16 protein-coding genes and 1 pseudogene are annotated in these 15,329 nt (G+C 58.2%); 8 read left to right on the forward strand and 9 right to left on the reverse strand.

Annotation, left to right across the window (positions count from 1 at the left end; translation table 11 throughout):
- The first annotated feature begins 67 nt into the window (after positions 1–67).
- Positions 68–1,513, forward strand: coding sequence for an IS1182 family transposase (locus tag BD293_RS19335; RefSeq protein WP_142082272.1), 1,446 nt, complete (start codon positions 68–70; stop codon positions 1,511–1,513).
- Positions 1,514–1,955: 442 nt separating this feature from the next.
- Positions 1,956–2,921, forward strand: coding sequence for an SEL1-like repeat protein (locus tag BD293_RS19340; RefSeq protein WP_170207235.1), 966 nt, complete (start codon positions 1,956–1,958; stop codon positions 2,919–2,921).
- Between the two features lie 195 nt (positions 2,922–3,116).
- Here the strand turns inward: BD293_RS19340 and BD293_RS19345 are convergent, their stop codons facing one another.
- On the reverse strand, positions 3,117–3,521 hold the full coding sequence (locus BD293_RS19345) for a single-stranded DNA-binding protein (protein ID WP_142085141.1): 405 nt from the start codon (positions 3,519–3,521) through the stop codon (positions 3,117–3,119).
- Between the two features lie 426 nt (positions 3,522–3,947).
- On the opposite strand from BD293_RS19345, the gene BD293_RS19350 reads away from it, so the two are divergent.
- Positions 3,948–4,268 carry an H-NS histone family protein gene (locus BD293_RS19350; protein WP_142085143.1) on the forward strand — a complete coding sequence of 107 codons (321 nt, stop codon included), beginning with the start codon at positions 3,948–3,950 and terminating at the stop codon, positions 4,266–4,268.
- A gap of 349 nt (positions 4,269–4,617) precedes the next feature.
- Here BD293_RS19350 and merA read toward each other — a convergent pair whose 3' ends face one another.
- The 6 genes from merA to BD293_RS19375 are packed head-to-tail and all read right to left on the reverse strand — an operon-like array spanning position 4,618 to position 7,385.
- On the reverse strand, positions 4,618–6,027 hold the full coding sequence (merA, locus tag BD293_RS19355; RefSeq protein ID WP_246086406.1) for a mercury(II) reductase: 1,410 nt from the start codon (positions 6,025–6,027) through the stop codon (positions 4,618–4,620).
- Positions 6,024–6,179, reverse strand: coding sequence for a hypothetical protein (locus BD293_RS22970; RefSeq protein WP_211841091.1), 156 nt, complete (start codon positions 6,177–6,179; stop codon positions 6,024–6,026). Before BD293_RS22970 ends, merA begins: the two co-directional genes overlap by 4 nt.
- Positions 6,180–6,193: 14 nt before the next feature.
- Positions 6,194–6,418, reverse strand: a complete 225-nt coding sequence (gene merF, locus BD293_RS19360; protein WP_211841092.1) for a mercury resistance system transport protein MerF — start codon at positions 6,416–6,418, stop codon at positions 6,194–6,196.
- Positions 6,405–6,668, reverse strand: coding sequence for a hypothetical protein (locus BD293_RS19365; protein ID WP_142085148.1), 264 nt, complete (start codon positions 6,666–6,668; stop codon positions 6,405–6,407). The genes merF and BD293_RS19365 overlap by 14 nt, the downstream gene beginning before the upstream one ends.
- A 4-nt stretch (positions 6,669–6,672) precedes the next feature.
- Positions 6,673–6,978, reverse strand: a complete 306-nt coding sequence (locus BD293_RS19370; RefSeq protein ID WP_142085151.1) for a cation transporter — start codon at positions 6,976–6,978, stop codon at positions 6,673–6,675.
- Positions 6,979–6,995: 17 nt separating this feature from the next.
- Positions 6,996–7,385, reverse strand: a complete 390-nt coding sequence (locus BD293_RS19375; protein WP_142085154.1) for a mercuric transporter MerT family protein — start codon at positions 7,383–7,385, stop codon at positions 6,996–6,998.
- A gap of 76 nt (positions 7,386–7,461) precedes the next feature.
- On the opposite strand from BD293_RS19375, the gene BD293_RS19380 reads away from it, so the two are divergent.
- On the forward strand, positions 7,462–7,878 hold the full coding sequence (locus tag BD293_RS19380; protein ID WP_142085156.1) for a MerR family transcriptional regulator: 417 nt from the start codon (positions 7,462–7,464) through the stop codon (positions 7,876–7,878).
- Positions 7,879–8,809: 931 nt separating this feature from the next.
- Entirely contained in the window at positions 8,810–9,622 is an 813-nt protein-coding gene (locus BD293_RS19385; RefSeq protein WP_170207236.1) for an N-acyl homoserine lactonase family protein, read from the forward strand.
- A 356-nt stretch (positions 9,623–9,978) separates the two neighbouring features.
- Here the strand turns inward: BD293_RS19385 and BD293_RS19390 are convergent, their stop codons facing one another.
- Positions 9,979–10,287 carry a hypothetical protein gene (locus tag BD293_RS19390; protein ID WP_142085160.1) on the reverse strand — a complete coding sequence of 103 codons (309 nt, stop codon included), beginning with the start codon at positions 10,285–10,287 and terminating at the stop codon, positions 9,979–9,981.
- A gap of 169 nt (positions 10,288–10,456) precedes the next feature.
- A complete protein-coding gene (locus BD293_RS19395) occupies positions 10,457–10,741 on the reverse strand; it encodes an HU family DNA-binding protein (RefSeq protein ID WP_142085162.1) in 285 nt (94 codons plus the stop codon).
- A gap of 525 nt (positions 10,742–11,266) precedes the next feature.
- Between BD293_RS19395 and BD293_RS19400 the strand changes: the two are divergent.
- From BD293_RS19400 to urtB, 3 genes and pseudogenes are all read left to right on the forward strand, one after another.
- Positions 11,267–11,863, forward strand: a pseudogene (locus tag BD293_RS19400) (IS110 family RNA-guided transposase); the annotation flags it as partial.
- Positions 11,864–13,012: 1,149 nt separating this feature from the next.
- Positions 13,013–14,257, forward strand: a complete 1,245-nt coding sequence (locus tag BD293_RS19405) for a transporter substrate-binding domain-containing protein (protein WP_142085165.1) — start codon at positions 13,013–13,015, stop codon at positions 14,255–14,257.
- Positions 14,258–14,409: 152 nt separating this feature from the next.
- Positions 14,410–15,279, forward strand: coding sequence for an urea ABC transporter permease subunit UrtB (gene urtB / locus BD293_RS19410; RefSeq protein WP_142085167.1), 870 nt, complete (start codon positions 14,410–14,412; stop codon positions 15,277–15,279).
- Positions 15,280–15,329: the final 50 nt, after the last annotated feature.

Genomic DNA, 15,329 nt, shown 5'->3' on the forward strand with positions numbered 1-15,329 from the left:
GTGTGTGAAAACTCGCCTCTTTTAGTGAATTGTGGTATGCTCTCTACATCTGAAGCGGGGGTATATCATGGCGGGATTTATCGAAGGTTTGGACCGCCAGCAGACGATGTTGCTGCCTGAACATCTGGACGATTATGTTGATGAGAACAGCCCGGTCCGCGCCATTGATGCCTTTCTCGACATGCTTGATCTCGCGATGCTTGGCTTCACTGTGCAGCCATCGCCGACCGGTCGGCCAGGCTATCATCCTGGGCTGTTGCTGCGGATTTATCTTTACGGGTATTTGAACCAGATCCAGTCATCACGGCGGCTGGAACGAGAATGCGGTCGGAACCTGGAACTCATTTGGCTGACCGGTCGGTTGAAGCCGGATTTCAAGACGATTGCTGATTTTCGTAAGGATAACGGGCCTGCGATCCGCAAAACCTGCCAGCAATTTGTTGCCCTATGCCGCAACATGGGTTTGCTCGACGGCGATGTTGTCGCGATTGATGGCAGCCGCTTTAAAGCGCTGAACTCCAAGGCCAAGAATTACACGCGCGGCAAGCTGCGCCAGAAGCTCGATGAGATTGATAAAGCAATCGAGCGTTATCTGGGCGAGTTGGATCGTGCTGATGCGGTGTTTGAGCAGACGGGCACTGTGCTGCCAGAGGCCCGCATGGAACGCACCCTGAGAAAGCTGGAACATCTGAAAAAAGAGGCGGTCCGCTACCGATCAATTGAACAGCGCATGGATGAGACTGGTGAAAGCCAGGTCTCGCTCAGCGACCCTGACGCCAGATCAATGGCAACAACAGCGCGCATGCCGCGCATTGTCGGCTACAATGTTCAGACCGCTGTCGAAGCCGATCACCATCTGATCGTCGCACATGAAGTCACCATGCTTGGGTTTGATCGGGACGCTTTATCGATGATGGCGGTAGCCGCGGGCGATGAAATGACGACAGATCAACTCACGGCAATCGCGGACAAAGGCTACTACAAGGGGGAGGAAATCGTCGTCAGCGAAGAGGCTGGCATCTCGGTTGTCGTTCCCAAACCCATGACATCAAATTCCGGTGCGCGCGGCCAGTTTGACAAGGCAGACTTCGCGTATGACGCCGCAAAGGATGTCTACATCTGCCCAGCGGGCGAGGATTTGATTTACAGATTTACCAGTCAACAAGACGACAAAGCCATCAGATCATACTGGTCGGGCGCATGTGCTGATTGCGTCATCAAGGACAAATGCACGACCGGCAAGGAACGCCGCGTGCGCCGGTGGGAACACGAGGCTGTCCTTGAGCGCGTTCAGGCGCGGCTGGATGCCGACCCGGGCCAATTGGCTGTCCGAAGCATGACGGTAGAGCACCCCTACGGCACGATTAAATCATGGATGGGTGCTACGCATTTCAAAATGCGGACCCTGAAAAAGGTGGCGACGGAAATGGCGCTGCATGTGCTGGCCTATAACATGACCCGTGTCATGAACATCATGGGCATTCCGGCGATGATCGCGGCGATGAAGGCGTAAATGGCCTTGATTGCTCAAAATCCGCTCCCGAAAACACAGAAACCATCCTCAGATGCTCCCGCCGCCCTCGTGGCCCCCCGAGACGGACCAAATACTTCGCACGACTAAAAACACGCCCATACGGCGAGAACGACCGGTTTTTCCAAAAATAGTCGAGTTTTCACACACCCTCCGGACCTTGCGGACGTTCGCGCCATCCGCCCATGATCCTTCGCTGTTTAGCCATAACCGCGACTTTTGCTATAGGGGTCGGTCAGCACCGATGCGGCGCTGTTCGCACCCACCCGCATAGCGCCTGTCGCTTGTTCGCATTTGCAGCGGACGCCCGGGGCAGGCATCGCTATGGCGACATCACCTTGACTCGGTGATGCGCTTCGGAAAAGCTAATACAGTCGAGTGTGGGTGTATGCGTGGACACCCCAAGTTGGACGAGGTGAACAGGATGCGACAATCAGGCTTGCTGGTCGGTGCTTTGCTTTTTTTCATGTCTGGCAATGCCACCGCACAGGACGCCCAGCGCGGGATCGATGCCTATCGCGCCGGCGATTTCGCGGAGGCCTATGCGCAATGGCTGCCGCTGGCGCTGGCGGGCGACGCCACCTGGCAGTTCAATATAGCCGTGCTCTATGCCAATGGCCAGGGCGTGGCGCGTGATCCGGGCACCGCGCTGGAATGGTTCGAGGCTGCCGCAAACAACGGCGAGCAGCGCGCGCAGATCATCATGGCCGAGCATTACGAAAGTTTTGACTTTTCAGCGCGTGGCATGGCGCAGCCTCGGGCGATCCATTGGCGGCGACAGGCGGCGCTGTCAGGTCATGCCATCTCGATGGCCATTTTGGCGAGGCATCTGGAGTTAGGGTATCCTGATGGCGAAGGCTTCTTCGAGGATCATGACGAGGCCACGCACTGGTACGACCAGGCGCTGGTTCATCTTGAGCGCGAGATACGCGAGAATGATGACCTGGAGGCGATGTATCAACTCGCTGCGATCCTGGATCGCGGCCCTCTCTCCATCGAGTCCGACCGCGCCCGCGCAGCGCAATTATTCGAGCGTTACGTCGCCCAGACTGGCTCTAGGGCGGTGATGCACAATCTGGGGAATATCTACCGCAATTCAACCGCGGTTCGGGATCTGGCCTTGTCCCATCACTGGTACCGGCGCGCCGGGCTCGCGGGCTTGGCGTTTTCGCAAACCGAAGTTGCCGGCATGTATTTCGATGGCGAAGGCGTCGCGCCCGACGTGGAAAAGGCGCTGCTCTGGTATGTCATCGGCGCACAAAACAATTCCGGCCACAGAATTTTCGCCATCGATGAGGCGATCGATGCGCTGCCCGCGGAAGATCGCGCGCTTTTGCAAAGACGCGCCGAGCGCTGCATCGAACAGGACTACCGCGATTGCGGCCTGTGAGCCAATAATCGTCGATCAACACCCAAACTTCGAAATGACAGCTTGTTTGGCATCGCGGTGGTGGATCTCTGTCATGCGCGTAAAGTTGGCGCTGTGAGCAACTGACCGTCCGCAAAGGGCTCGAAGCTGCCTTGCGGCAGTGCAGCGAACCCGGCGGGTTTCCCCGCCGGGCCCGAGGGGGAGACCCCGTTCCTTTCAGAACGGGATCTCGTCGTCGCGGTCGACCAGCTCGGGGTTTTCACTCTCGGCCGATTTCGGGCGGCTCAGGAAATCGACCTTCTCGGCGATGATTTCGCAGCCGTAGCGGTCGTTGCCTGCGGCGTCGGTCCATTTCGTGTAGTGGATGCGGCCATGGACCAGGAGCTTCATGCCCTTTTCGCAGTGCTCCGCGACCGTCTTGCCGAGGCCATTGAAGCAGGTGATGCGGTGCCATTCCGTGTCCATGACCCGGTAGCCGTTCTCGTCGCGCAGCACGCGACCTTCCGAGAGGCGGGGGCGGGAGGTGGCGAGGCTGAAATTGGTGATCTTTGTGCCACCTTGGGTGGTGCGGGTTTCGGGTTTTTGGCCAATGTTGCCAGCGAGGATGACGATGTTTTGCATGGGTAGCTTCCTTCTGTGTCCTGTCTTCGGGACCGTCCCTTCGACAAGACCCTGAAAAAGCCCGTCGGGTGACGCGTGCACGGTGGACGGAACGGACGCCGGAAACCCCCAGAGGACCGGGGTGGCGCGGGCAGCCCCAAAGGGGCAACACGGCCCGGTCTGACGCGGGGTTGCGCGCGAGAGCCCGAACGGGATTAGGGGATTGTCAGTCGAAGGGATGGGCCAGCAGACAGAGCGACACGGGGAAGCCCGTGCCAGACCCTGTCATCCGGCACACATGGCCTGTCAGAACCCGAGCCCGGCACTGCACTGGCGGTCGATAGCAATCATCCCCAACCGCCATCCGCCCCCGCGCCGTCAGGGAGTTGCGGGGTACTGCCGATACAGGCTACCTTGCGGGATCATTCAGGACACGGAAAGCATAACATGGCTGATTTCGATCTCGAGGCGCTGTCGCTCACGGAACTGCGCAAATTGCACAAGGACATCGCCAAGGCGATCACCACCTACGAGGACCGGCAAAAGGCAGAAACCCGCGCCAAGGTGGAAGCATTCGCCAGAGAGCTGGGCTATTCGCTGGCCGAACTCATGGGCGAGGATGCAAAACCCAAGCGTGCGCCCGCCCCGGCGAAATACCGCCACCCTGAGAACCCGGCGCTCACCTGGTCCGGCCGGGGGCGCAAACCGCTGTGGTTTGTGGAGGCGCTGGAGGCGGGCAAAACCGCAGAGGACATGGCCATCGGGTGATGAGCTGCGGCTGACATCCCGGCGGCAGCTCACCATTGCCATATTTCAGCAAAGCGGCCGCTCAGGCGTGGCGCAGCAACCGAGCGCCACCAGTCTCAATGGGGTGCAGGTCTTGCATAGAGAACCTGCGCGAGACCGACGCAGAGGGCGGTGAGCTGCCTGACGGCACCGCAGCATTGCATTCGCAGCACCTTGCGAAAGCGGTCGGTCGTCGTGCCCCGCTCGACCGATGAAAATACGCAGAAGCGCTATTCCGAGATCGGGCGCAGTCGTCCGGTTGGATTTGAGCGATCGTCCTTAAATGACGCTCATAATGCGCCATCGACTGAACCGAAGCAGTCTTTTCAACCTACCCCGCGCAGCAGGACAGCTTTGCCACGTCCTTGTCGAAGGTCTGCGCGGCAAGTTTCAGCCCCTCAACCGTGGTGAGATAGGGAAAGATCGTCTCGCCAAGTGCCTTGATCGTCATGCCGAACTTCAGTGCCATGACAAGCGTCTGGACGCAGTCCGCGCCCTCGGGTGCCATGATCACCCCGCCCAGCAGGTGATCGGTTTCTGCGTCCGCCAACAGCTTGATCAGGCCCCGCGTATCGCGCGCGGCCAGGGCGCGGGGCACGTTGTTGAGGCTGATGAGGCTGGTCTTGACGGTGCGGCCGGCCTTGATCGCCTGTGCCTCGGTCAGGCCCGCGCCCGCCACCTGTGGATCGGTGAACACCACCCAGGGCATGGCGGCGCTGTCATACCGCTCGACGCCGCCCAGCACGGCATTGCGCGCGGCGAGTTTGGCACCATAGGCAGCCATGTAGACGAACTGGTCGCGGTCGGTCACATCGCCCGCTGCATAGATGCCGGGGCGGGTGGTTTGCATGTCATCTCCAACCACGACCGCGCCGTGTGCGTCAGTCTTTATGCCCATCTCGACCAGTCCTAGCCCTTCGGTGTTGGGCCTGCGCCCGGTGGTCAGGACGATATGATCGGCCGTCAGATCATGGGTTTCGCCATTCCGCATCACGATCAGGATCGCCCGATCGCTGTTGCGCCGTGCCCCCCCATAGGCAACGCCATCCATGATTAACACGCCCTCGGCGCGCAGTGCATCGGCCAGTGCCCCGCCCACCTCCGGCTCAGCCTGCGGCAACAGACGCGAGCGGCAGACAATCGTCACCGCAACGCCCATGCGGGCCATCATCTGCGCCAGTTCCACGCCAACATAGCCCCCGCCAAGAAAGATCAGACTTTCGGGCAGGGTCTCAAGGTCCAGCAACTGCGTGCTATCAAGCGTCGGCACCGCATCGATCCCCGCGATCTCTGGCACCGCAGGCCGACCGCCCGTGGCAATTATGATCTTGGGCGCAGTAACCTTACGCTCTCCGACCTCGACTCCGCCATCCACCAGCCGCGCAGGGCCTTCGTCGATATAGGTGACGTTCTCATAACCTGGCAGCAGGTCGGCGTACTTCTTCTCCCGCAGCGTCCCGACCAGATCGTCCTTGGCCGCGACCAGCGCCGCCCAATCATCCACCCGTGCCTCTCCCTGCAAGCCGGGAAACCGCTCTGCGGCTTTCGCACCATGCAGGGCCTCGGCGGCGCGGATCATCGTCTTGGACGGAACACAGCCGACGTTGACACAGGTGCCGCCAATTGTGCCATGACCGATCAACGCCAAACGTTTGCCCGCTTCGGCCGCCGTGATCGCTGCGGAAAACCCCGCCGATCCGGCGCCAATCACAATCAGATCGTAGTCATATGTGTCTGTCACGAGGTGCGCCTTTCGTTTCCGATCGCCTCGCCGTGCTGCGCATCTGCACGCCTTGTGACCAGGTAGGTCAGCGCGACCGCAGCCAGGATCAAGGTGACGGTCAGGGTCCAGCTAGGGCCGAACCAGGCCATCGCGGAAAAGCAGTGGGTCATGATGGAATGTCCTTTCAGGTGTGATTCTGACGCCGCTGCCTGCGCCAGACGGCGTAGACGGTCAGCGCGATGAAGAAGGCGAGCGCCGGAAACAGCACATAGTCGATCCAGCCCAGCACCGCAGACAGGCCGACAACCCCCAGAAGGATGACCAGCACCGGCGTGAAGCAGCAGAGCGCGGCTATGACGGTGCCAACAATCCCGATGCCGAGCAGCTTGCGGTCGTCAGGACTGGCCATGGACTGTCTCCTTTGCGTCAGCTGCATCAACGCAGCATTCGACATCGCCCCTTCGCCGCCGCAAACTGCGCCAGGCCAGCGCGGCACCCGCCGCGACGATCAGCGCCGCAATGCCGCCAAGCCCACTCAGCCAGCCGCCGACCGCGCCGGTCAGCCCGGCCAGCAGAACCCCGCCACCGCCACAACAGACGATCATGGCAGGGGCGGCGACCGCCGTTGCCAGCACACCGCCCATCAGGTCATCACGCATGGGGTCAGCCCTCAACGAGCGCAGGATAACCTGCGTTGGCAGAGGCGGCAGCAATGGCCTCGGCGCTTGTCGATGCCGTATCGAACAGTACGGTGGCGGTACGGGCGGCAAAGTCGATCTCGACAGCGCGCACGCCCTCGACTCCCTCCATCGCACGCTTCACCGTCACCGGGCAGAGCGCGCAGGTCATGTTCTCGACCGTAAAGGTCACGCTATGCTCGGTGGCGACCGACTGCGCCGCGGCGGGACCCACGGCCATCGGCACCACGGCCGTCAGACCAAACAGGGCAAGGGCAAGTATCTTCTTCATGGGGTTTCCTTTCGGGGTCAGTAGAGAAGCGGCGCCCACCAATTGATGGTGAGAGCGGCCAGAACGAGGGCGAGCGACGCCCAGAGCAGGGTCTTGGTGATCCGGGCCGAGTTGGGCCGCGCGCAGTAGGACCCGGGCTCGCAGACTGTGGGCTGGCGGAAATACACCTGCCAAAACCCCGCCGCGATGAAGCCGAGCGCAATGACAGCGAAGATCGGCTTGTAGGGCTCCAGCGCTGTCAGGTTGCCGATCCACGCGCCGGAAATCCCCAGTGTCAGCAGCACAAGAGGTCCGATGCAGCAGGCCGAGGCGAGAAACGCCCCGACAACACCGCCTGCCGCGAACCAGCCCTTGCGCGCCGGGCGACCCGGAACCGTGCTACTTGTCTTGTCTTCCGCAATGCTCATGCAAGTCACCTCTCGTCTATCATCGAGGATCGGTGTACGGTCTGTAGCAACTACAGGCTCAAGGAAATAATGCACCATGTCCGGTCACAAGAGCGAGAGTGGCCTGTCGCGCGGCGAACTTGCCCGCGCGACAGGCAGCAACATCGAGACGATCCGCTACTACGAGAAAACCGGCCTGCTGCCCGACCCGCCGCGAACGGGCGCGGGCTACCGTGTCTATTCAGCGGCCCACGCCCTGCGCCTTCGATTCATCCTGCGCGCCCGCGAACTCGGCTTCTCCATGGACGACATCCGCGGGCTTCTGGGGCTGGGGGATGGTGCCGCGCCAACGTGCTCAGAGGTCAAGTACCGGACGGAACGGCATCTTTCGGATGTGCGGGCGAAAATCGCGGACCTGAAGCGGATCGAGGCGGTTCTGGCCCAGACCGCAGCGCAATGCTCTGGCGATCAGGTGCCGCAGTGCCCAGTACTCAGGACGCTTGCCGGGGACTGACAAGGCGGCCTTCGAAGGCGTGACCAAAGGACACGCGTCGGCAGCGTCCCTACGTGTCCGCATCTGTTTCAGGATGTTCAGCAGGACGATCAGGACGGGAAGCTCGATTGCGGGACCGATCACGACCGTCAAGGCAATCAGCGGGCTGGTAAAGGCTGTCACCGCCACGTCCGGTGAAGCCTTGGAGTTTCGTACCGGCGTCGTGAAGACCATTAGCGCGGTCTGCGGATTGGTCAGGTTCGCCGTCCAGCTGACGCCCAACATCACGATGAAGATCACCGCGAAGAAGGTGGCTCCGGGACCGATTATCAAGAGGATCACACCCGGGTTGTCGAGCATCACGCTCCCATGTGAGGCAAACATCACCGCAATGGCAAGCACGGAATTTCTCAACCGGACCCCAAAAAAGTGGCCCCGTCCGGTAAGTTAATACCCGATGAGCAAACACGGCGCACGTCCGCCCCTTGCCCTCTGCATCATCAATGCCAAGGGCCGCACCAATATTCCCGACGTTAGAGGGGCTCTTCCTGTCATATGCTGCGCCGTCCCTGAGCGGCAGCTTCGGAGAATGATGCACCGCAGGCCGACAGGCCGCAATGGGCCGACCACGTCGATGGCATCAGACGCGCGAAGACACGGCCCATGCTGCGACGTCGCATGACCGCAAGGGAGCCCACAGCGGCTATTGGGGTCTTTCTTCGCCCTCGGTTGTCCATTCCGAGATCTCTGTCAGTGGCGGGTTCTGGCGTTGTCCCATTGAATTGCTTCGGCAGTTTTGATCGCGGGGCAAAAACCCGTTAGGCTGCACGACGACAGCGTGCCACGCGCGTGACGGACGTCCACCCCGATGCGAAGGGATTGATCCATGCAGAGCCCTGGAGAGTTGCCAGCCATTCGAAGCGTGCGCGTTGGTACGACAGGGACCGGCAGCATGCACCGCGAGCACAGGTATGGCTCCCCGCTGCCAACATTGCTTTGGGTGCTTCTGTCGCGACGCTGGGTCGACGGGGTGCCGGTGCATTTCTTCGCCATCGACCATCGCGACGGGCTGGTGTTGTTCGACACGGGCCTCGACCCGGCCTGCGCAAGCAATCCACGGGAGTATCTGGGCAGCGCACTGGGAGTATTCTTCCTCAACCGTCTGTTTCGCTGGCAGATCCGCCCCGAGGACAACGTCACCGATCAGCTGGCCTTGATGGGACATGATGCCGGGGCGGTGCGCAAGGTGGTGTTCTCGCATCTGCATTTCGACCATACCGGCTGCATCGATCACCTGCTCCATGCCGAACTCATTGCGCCACGGCGCGAATGGCAGGCACTGACCCGGCCCAAGGCTGAGCGCAGCTGGTATCTGCGCCAGCACGTCGACCTGCCGGGCGCGCAATGGACCCTGTTCGACATGGCGCCATGCGATGACCCTGATCTTGCGTCGTTCGATGGCTGTCTCGATGTCATGGGTGATGGCTCGATCATGATCCTGCCGACCCCGGGTCACACGGCGGGGTCGGTATCGATGCTGTTGCGCAGCGCCGGTATGCCTCCGATTCTGCTGATTGCCGATCTTGCCTTCGAACTCGACATGCTCATGGCCGATCACATGCCCGGCGTGGGCGAGGATTTCGACGCGATGCGCGACTCCTACGCCCGGGTGCGCGCCCTGCGCGAGCGGCTGCCGGGGCTGATTGTATTGCCCAGTCATGACATGGAAACCGCCGCCCGCCTTTCGGAAGCGTTGCCTGCCTGAGTCTTGTTGCGAAACCCACGGTCCGCAGGGAAGCGATCGACCGGCTGGTAAGTGCCTATATGTCCGGAACACCGCGTTGATGGCTCCACACATAGCTTTCCCCTCAATGACCGCTCGTCCCGCATCAGCGACGTTCAATAGCAAAAAATGCTGCGCGATGCACGATTGGCCGGTTTGGTGACGCAGAACTGCAGCGTGCCACCGACGCTGACCGACCGCAAAGGGCCGGGTACGTTACGAAGGCCGGCCACTGTTTGAAGCTTCTGATGGGTTGTTTCCCGCGACTTACGGCCGAACGAGCTGGCACCGCGACCGGCCGCTTTGTGTTGGACTGCCAGCTCGGTTCCCTCGAGATTTCAAAACCTGTTGCAGTCAATCCAGCGTGACATCAGTTCGCGGCTGCGAAAGCATTCCTCGGGCACTGATCTCCGCTTCGCACGCGCAAGCCGCTCAGCGAATGCGACCTGCTTGGAGGTGGGGTGCTCAGACGCAGCGGGCATCATTCGAGATTGCGCGTCAATCCACTGGCTCAGAGCCCGCCGATCTTGCTGGACATTCCACGGGAGAATGACCTGATTCTGTAACGCAAGTTTGCGGGCAAACATGAGCTGTTTCTCGGTTGCAGGAAGAGCCTGTGGCCGGTCCAGGGTTTCGGTTGTTGACATGGCAGTGCCCCCAATTGATGTGATCAAATGATGGCATAAATCCGGGTATAATTCAATTATATTGTGTGTTGTTTCGTAAGAAACACTACATATAGTTCCGCATTGATGACTACCGGGCATCTAAGTGCACATTGTCAATATCGGTATCGTTGCGGTTTCGGGCGTGGGCTCAGGTCTCACCATTGAGGCGCGCCAGAAGCGCCTTGGAGGCGCGAAACATCGCAATCTGCTTGGGCGCAACCTGAACAGATTCCCCAGTTTTCGGATTTCGCCCTATACGCCCGCCACGCTGCTTCGGCGCGAAGACACCAAAGCCTCTGAACTCGACCCTATTACCACGCGCCAGGGCATCAGTGATTTCATCAAAGACCGCATCTACAACTGCCGTAATCTGCCTGTGCGTGAGGTCAGGATAGTGCGACGCGAGCTGCGCAATCAATTCTGATCTGACCATTACATTGTCTCCTCTTGTTGCCTTGAGAATGTACTGATGCTCGCTCATCGGGTTGGTTGAAAGTACGTGTAAAAAGTTCACTGTGGCGTGTTGAAGTATGATGGTTTGTGCTCTGCACAGCTCGCTTTGGCGCACGGATCAGGGGCATGATAATGAGTGTCCAAAAAAGGGTCAGCCATAGGCTTATCAAAAGGTGTTTATATTGAGCAACTTAGGCGATAGCGCTTTGATGTCCAAAAAGGAAAACATTTGTGGACGACGCAATCTGGCCGAGCTTGCAAAAACCAAACCTGCAGCATGATGGTGAGCGTTCACTATTGCCCTTTCTATTACGTCTTTTTAGAAAACGCGATTGCGTGCCTGACACTCCTCCCTGAGGCAGGTGTTTCAAATATCAGCTAGATTGCCCATAAAAAACTGAGGTGTAGCCCTGTCGGCGACACAGCGATACGTGACCACGCGCTGTTCGAGCAACAGAACTATCGACCGAGTGTGAACTTTTTACACGTACTTTCAACCAACCCCTTGTTGCGCGAGTTCGGGCATATCTTGCCTATCGGGATCGAAGCGGTAACGGCCTTTGCGAAGCGCCACCTTGACGGTGATCACCCGGACATGCCCGAGATCGCGAACGGAATGCTTGGCATCCAGTGCTACCAATTCATCGGTTTGAACGAGCGCGTCGAAGGCTACTCAAAGATGATCGAACAACATGCTCTGCTAAATGCTGATGCGCGCAGATTGATGCGTATGCCAGGAATTGGGCCAATAACGGCATCGGCCATTGTCGCCACGGTCGGGGACGCAAAACAATTCCGCACCGGGCGCGATCTAGCGGCTTGGCTGGGGCTGACCCCGCTCAACAAATCCAGTGGCGGCAAGGAGCGATTGGGCAAGATTACAAAGGCTGGCGACCGCTACATTCGCAAGCTTCTGGTCGTGGGCATGACGTCTCGCGCCGTGATGGCGAAGCGCTCACCTGAAAAAGTGGATTTGTGGACGGCCAAGATTATCGCGGAGAAACCGTTCCGGCTGGCAACAGTCGCGATGGCAAACAAAGCAGCGCGTTCCATCTGGGCGATGCTCACAAAGAAACAGGAATACCGGCAGCCTGCGTTCTAACCGCGCCGACTGCCTACGAGATGCAAGACGTTGAAGTGATGATGCGGAAATAAGTCAACCAAGAGCAAGGACACTCCGGGAATGGCTACGGCCCTCTGAGGTCGATAAGCCGATTGGAACCTCGCTCGCGGAATTCATCAGGGCCAGTGGAGGCAATGCCAAAACATAAACAGGCCGGACAGACGACAGTACTGACGAAAATGACCGCAAACATCGACAGAAAACGCTTGCAATGCAGGAGCCACCCACAGAGGACATTCCGCCAAGTTGAAATGCTGCAGGGGCAGTCGGCTGCAGGAGCCTCATTGCGGACCCTCAGGCAGGGTGAGGCATGTACCGGGAGATCGACAGACAGGGCGAAAGCCGACTGACGGCGCCGCGGCAATGCTTCCGGAGAGTCCTCCGAAAGCAGCCATTTCATTCGCGCTGTCTCGATCACGCGGTGACAGGATCCGCTTCAATGACATGCCCTATCCTACCATGATTTCGCGGCAACCTATTGTCTGTAAGATGGTTTAGGGCATTATTTGATGAGTCGTGGTTGACCACCGGTCCAGGCAGCAAAGTTGGTATCATCTTTACCGGATCCGGGATTCAGATTGGCATTTCTGTTGAAGGTCATGTAGCGCGCGATAACGCCCTGACAGCTCTGGCAAATGATCGAAAGCCTTGAAGCGCCTCCCATGTTGAAGTGCGGGTGCGGAGCATCGAACGCTACCCTCTTCAAGTTTATCATTTGTTGGCGGCCTCAAAACAAACGCCTATCTGGCTAACCGGTGATGTTGAAGTTCACATCCCCGGCAGCTGTTCAATCGCCCAACCGGACACTCCATTAGGTTGCCTCAACTGATGAGGAAGCTTGGCTCTTTGCGACGCTCGCTCCCGTATAAGTTCGAAAGATTAAAACAGATGTTGTCAATCCAAGCCTAATCTCCTTCCTGGCTGAAACACGTAAGAATCTGAAAAATATACATTCTTTTGTGTTGCTAATTTTATAAAAATATTGTAGCGTAAAGAGAGAGATCAACAGCGATCTTCACAGAGTTAAGGCAATAAAGCCCTGCATGACAGCATCAAGAGTGATGCTTCTTGCAGGGCTTTTTCTGTTTTGGCGGTACTCAAGAATCATGTCCAGGGAGGAATGTAACGATGAAGCGTCGCAGTTTTATACGAAGTGTCGGAGCCGTAGGCGCGATGGCAACAACAGGTGTACTCGGTGCCCCAGCACTTATTTCCGGTGGCGGTCGAGCGTTTGCAGCAAATGGAGAAATCCCGATTGGATTGCTGTTTTCATTGACAGGTGAAGTCGCCGTTGTTGAGCGAACGCTTCATGATGCAGCGTTGCTGGCCATTGAAGAAATCAATGCGGCCGGCGGAATACACGGAATGCAATTGAGGACATTCATTGAGGATCCGGCATCAGATCCGGCGACATATGCTGATCGTGCGCGCCGGTTGATGATCCGTGATAATTGCGTCAGCGTGTTCGGTTCTTACACATCCGCAAGCCGACAGGCAGTGTTGCCAGTCGTAGAGGGGCGAAACAATCTTTACTGGTACCCAACTCTCTACGAAGGCCGTGAGTGTTCGCGCAACGTCATGTACGGCGGCGCTGTTCCAAACCAACAGCAGCAGGAGTTTGTGCCATGGCTGAAAGAAAATTTTGGTGGCCGTTTCTATCTGATTGGTAATAACTACGTCTATCCGCGCGAGGAAAACAACGTATGTAAGATGATCCTTGCCCAGATTGGCGGGGAGGCGGTTCACGAAGAATATGTCCCTCTTGGGCATTCTGATTTCAGCTCAGTTATAAACCGGATCCGTTCGGAACAACCCGATGTCATCTTTTGCACTCTGGTCGGCGACTCGGATGTGGCCTTCGCGCGGCAATATCGCGCTGCTGGCTTCGATCCAGAAAAGATGCCTTGCGCCAGCCTTACGCGCTCAGAAGTTGAAGTTGCAGCAATCGGTGGTGACGCCGCAGCCGGACATTTTTCGTCGGCACCATATTTCATGGGTCACCAGTCTACTGAAAACGAACGCTTTGTCGAAGCGTATCGCTCGCGCTTCGGTGCAAATGAAGTGACGCATTTTGTCTCAGAGGCTGCCTATTTCCAAGTCTATCAGTTCAAGGCAGCGCTGGAGAAACTCGATCCCGCAAACATCACCCCTGAGGCAATACGCGATGCATCAGTCGGAACCACGATCACCGCACCTCAGGGTGAAATAGTAATCGATCCCAATCTGCACACACATCTCTGGCCCAAAATCGCTCGCTGGAAGTCGGACGGACAAGCAGAAGTTCTGGTACAGTCTGGGGCACGCGTGGCGCCAGAACCCTACTGGGCCTATGAGGGGGAAACTTGTACCGGAGAAGGTCTCATCCGAGGCTAATACCGCCAATCAGCCATACACACTGGGCAATCAAAGTGCCCACGGTGAATTATAAGCCACCCTGGAATGACATGTTTTCTGTCAGTTGGTCGTGTCATGGCGCGACTAACTGACAAGCATGCTTCGTCCAAAAAACCAAAGGGATGTCGCCGATGGATGCGATCCTAAATCAGGCATTTGCAGGCCTCAGCATGGCCTCGATACTTTTGATGGTCGCCCTTGGGTTGGCCATCATCTACGGGGCCATGGGGGTCATCAATCTCGCGCATGGTGAATTTGTCATGCTTGGGGCCTATGTCACTTGGGCCATGCAAACATTTCTGGGCGTCGGGCTGCTGATGGCACTTCCAGTGGTTTTCATCGCGATTGGTGTCGTCGGCTGGTTGATCGAGCGTGGAGTTGTTCACCGACTTTACAGGCGACCGCTGGACACGATCCTCGCGACATGGGGTATTGGAATTGTGCTGCAACAGTGCGTTCGCATGGGCATCGGTTCCGAATCCCGGTTCGTAGCCGGTCCCAAGATTCTCGAGGGCAACCTGATAATCGGCAATGTCTACATGTCGAATTACCGAATCTTTGTGTTGGTCTTTTCAATTGCCGTTTTGATGGCCACTTGGATACTTCTCAGCCGCACTGAATTTGGAAAGAAGCTTCGTGCGGTTATCCAGAATCGAGAAATTTCTGAGTGTTATGGCATTCGTGCCGAGAAAATCTATTCTCTAACCTTCGCATATGGAGCAGGGCTGGCGGGCGTTGCTGGTGCCCTGATCGCGCCTCTGGTCAGTACGACGCCCTCGATGGGTACATATCTGGTTGTTGATGCATTTCTGGTCGTGATTATGGGTGGTGTGGGCTCAATTGCCGGCACTGCAATCGCGGCCGGCGCCGTCGGCGAGGCAACAGCATTCTTCTCCATGATGATGAACGACACAATTGGGCGCATCGGTGTCTTGATAGCAATCATTCTGTTTATCCGTTTTCGGCCAAACGGATTGTTCCCACAGTCAGTACGGCATTGAGGAGACCGGAATGAACCGCACAAACCAATATGATTTGCTTGGTTACGCTA

Origin of the sequence: Roseinatronobacter monicus (assembly GCF_006716865.1) — a bacterium.
GTDB lineage: Bacteria > Pseudomonadota > Alphaproteobacteria > Rhodobacterales > Rhodobacteraceae > Roseinatronobacter > Roseinatronobacter monicus.

Coding starts and splice junctions, on each gene's coding strand:
- BD293_RS19335 (WP_142082272.1), top strand. CDS start 68: ATGGCGGGATTTATCGAAGGTTTGGACCGCCAGCAGACGATGTTGCTG.
- BD293_RS19340 (WP_170207235.1), top strand. CDS start 1,956: ATGCGACAATCAGGCTTGCTGGTCGGTGCTTTGCTTTTTTTCATGTCT.
- BD293_RS19345 (WP_142085141.1), bottom strand. CDS start 3,521: ATGCAAAACATCGTCATCCTCGCTGGCAACATTGGCCAAAAACCCGAA.
- BD293_RS19350 (WP_142085143.1), top strand. CDS start 3,948: ATGGCTGATTTCGATCTCGAGGCGCTGTCGCTCACGGAACTGCGCAAA.
- BD293_RS22970 (WP_211841091.1), bottom strand. CDS start 6,179: ATGACCCACTGCTTTTCCGCGATGGCCTGGTTCGGCCCTAGCTGGACC.
- merF (WP_211841092.1), bottom strand. CDS start 6,418: ATGGCCAGTCCTGACGACCGCAAGCTGCTCGGCATCGGGATTGTTGGC.
- BD293_RS19365 (WP_142085148.1), bottom strand. CDS start 6,668: ATGCGTGATGACCTGATGGGCGGTGTGCTGGCAACGGCGGTCGCCGCC.
- BD293_RS19370 (WP_142085151.1), bottom strand. CDS start 6,978: ATGAAGAAGATACTTGCCCTTGCCCTGTTTGGTCTGACGGCCGTGGTG.
- BD293_RS19375 (WP_142085154.1), bottom strand. CDS start 7,385: ATGAGCATTGCGGAAGACAAGACAAGTAGCACGGTTCCGGGTCGCCCG.
- BD293_RS19380 (WP_142085156.1), top strand. CDS start 7,462: ATGTCCGGTCACAAGAGCGAGAGTGGCCTGTCGCGCGGCGAACTTGCC.
- BD293_RS19385 (WP_170207236.1), top strand. CDS start 8,810: ATGCACCGCGAGCACAGGTATGGCTCCCCGCTGCCAACATTGCTTTGG.
- BD293_RS19390 (WP_142085160.1), bottom strand. CDS start 10,287: ATGTCAACAACCGAAACCCTGGACCGGCCACAGGCTCTTCCTGCAACC.
- BD293_RS19395 (WP_142085162.1), bottom strand. CDS start 10,741: ATGGTCAGATCAGAATTGATTGCGCAGCTCGCGTCGCACTATCCTGAC.
- BD293_RS19405 (WP_142085165.1), top strand. CDS start 13,013: ATGAAGCGTCGCAGTTTTATACGAAGTGTCGGAGCCGTAGGCGCGATG.
- urtB (WP_142085167.1), top strand. CDS start 14,410: ATGGATGCGATCCTAAATCAGGCATTTGCAGGCCTCAGCATGGCCTCG.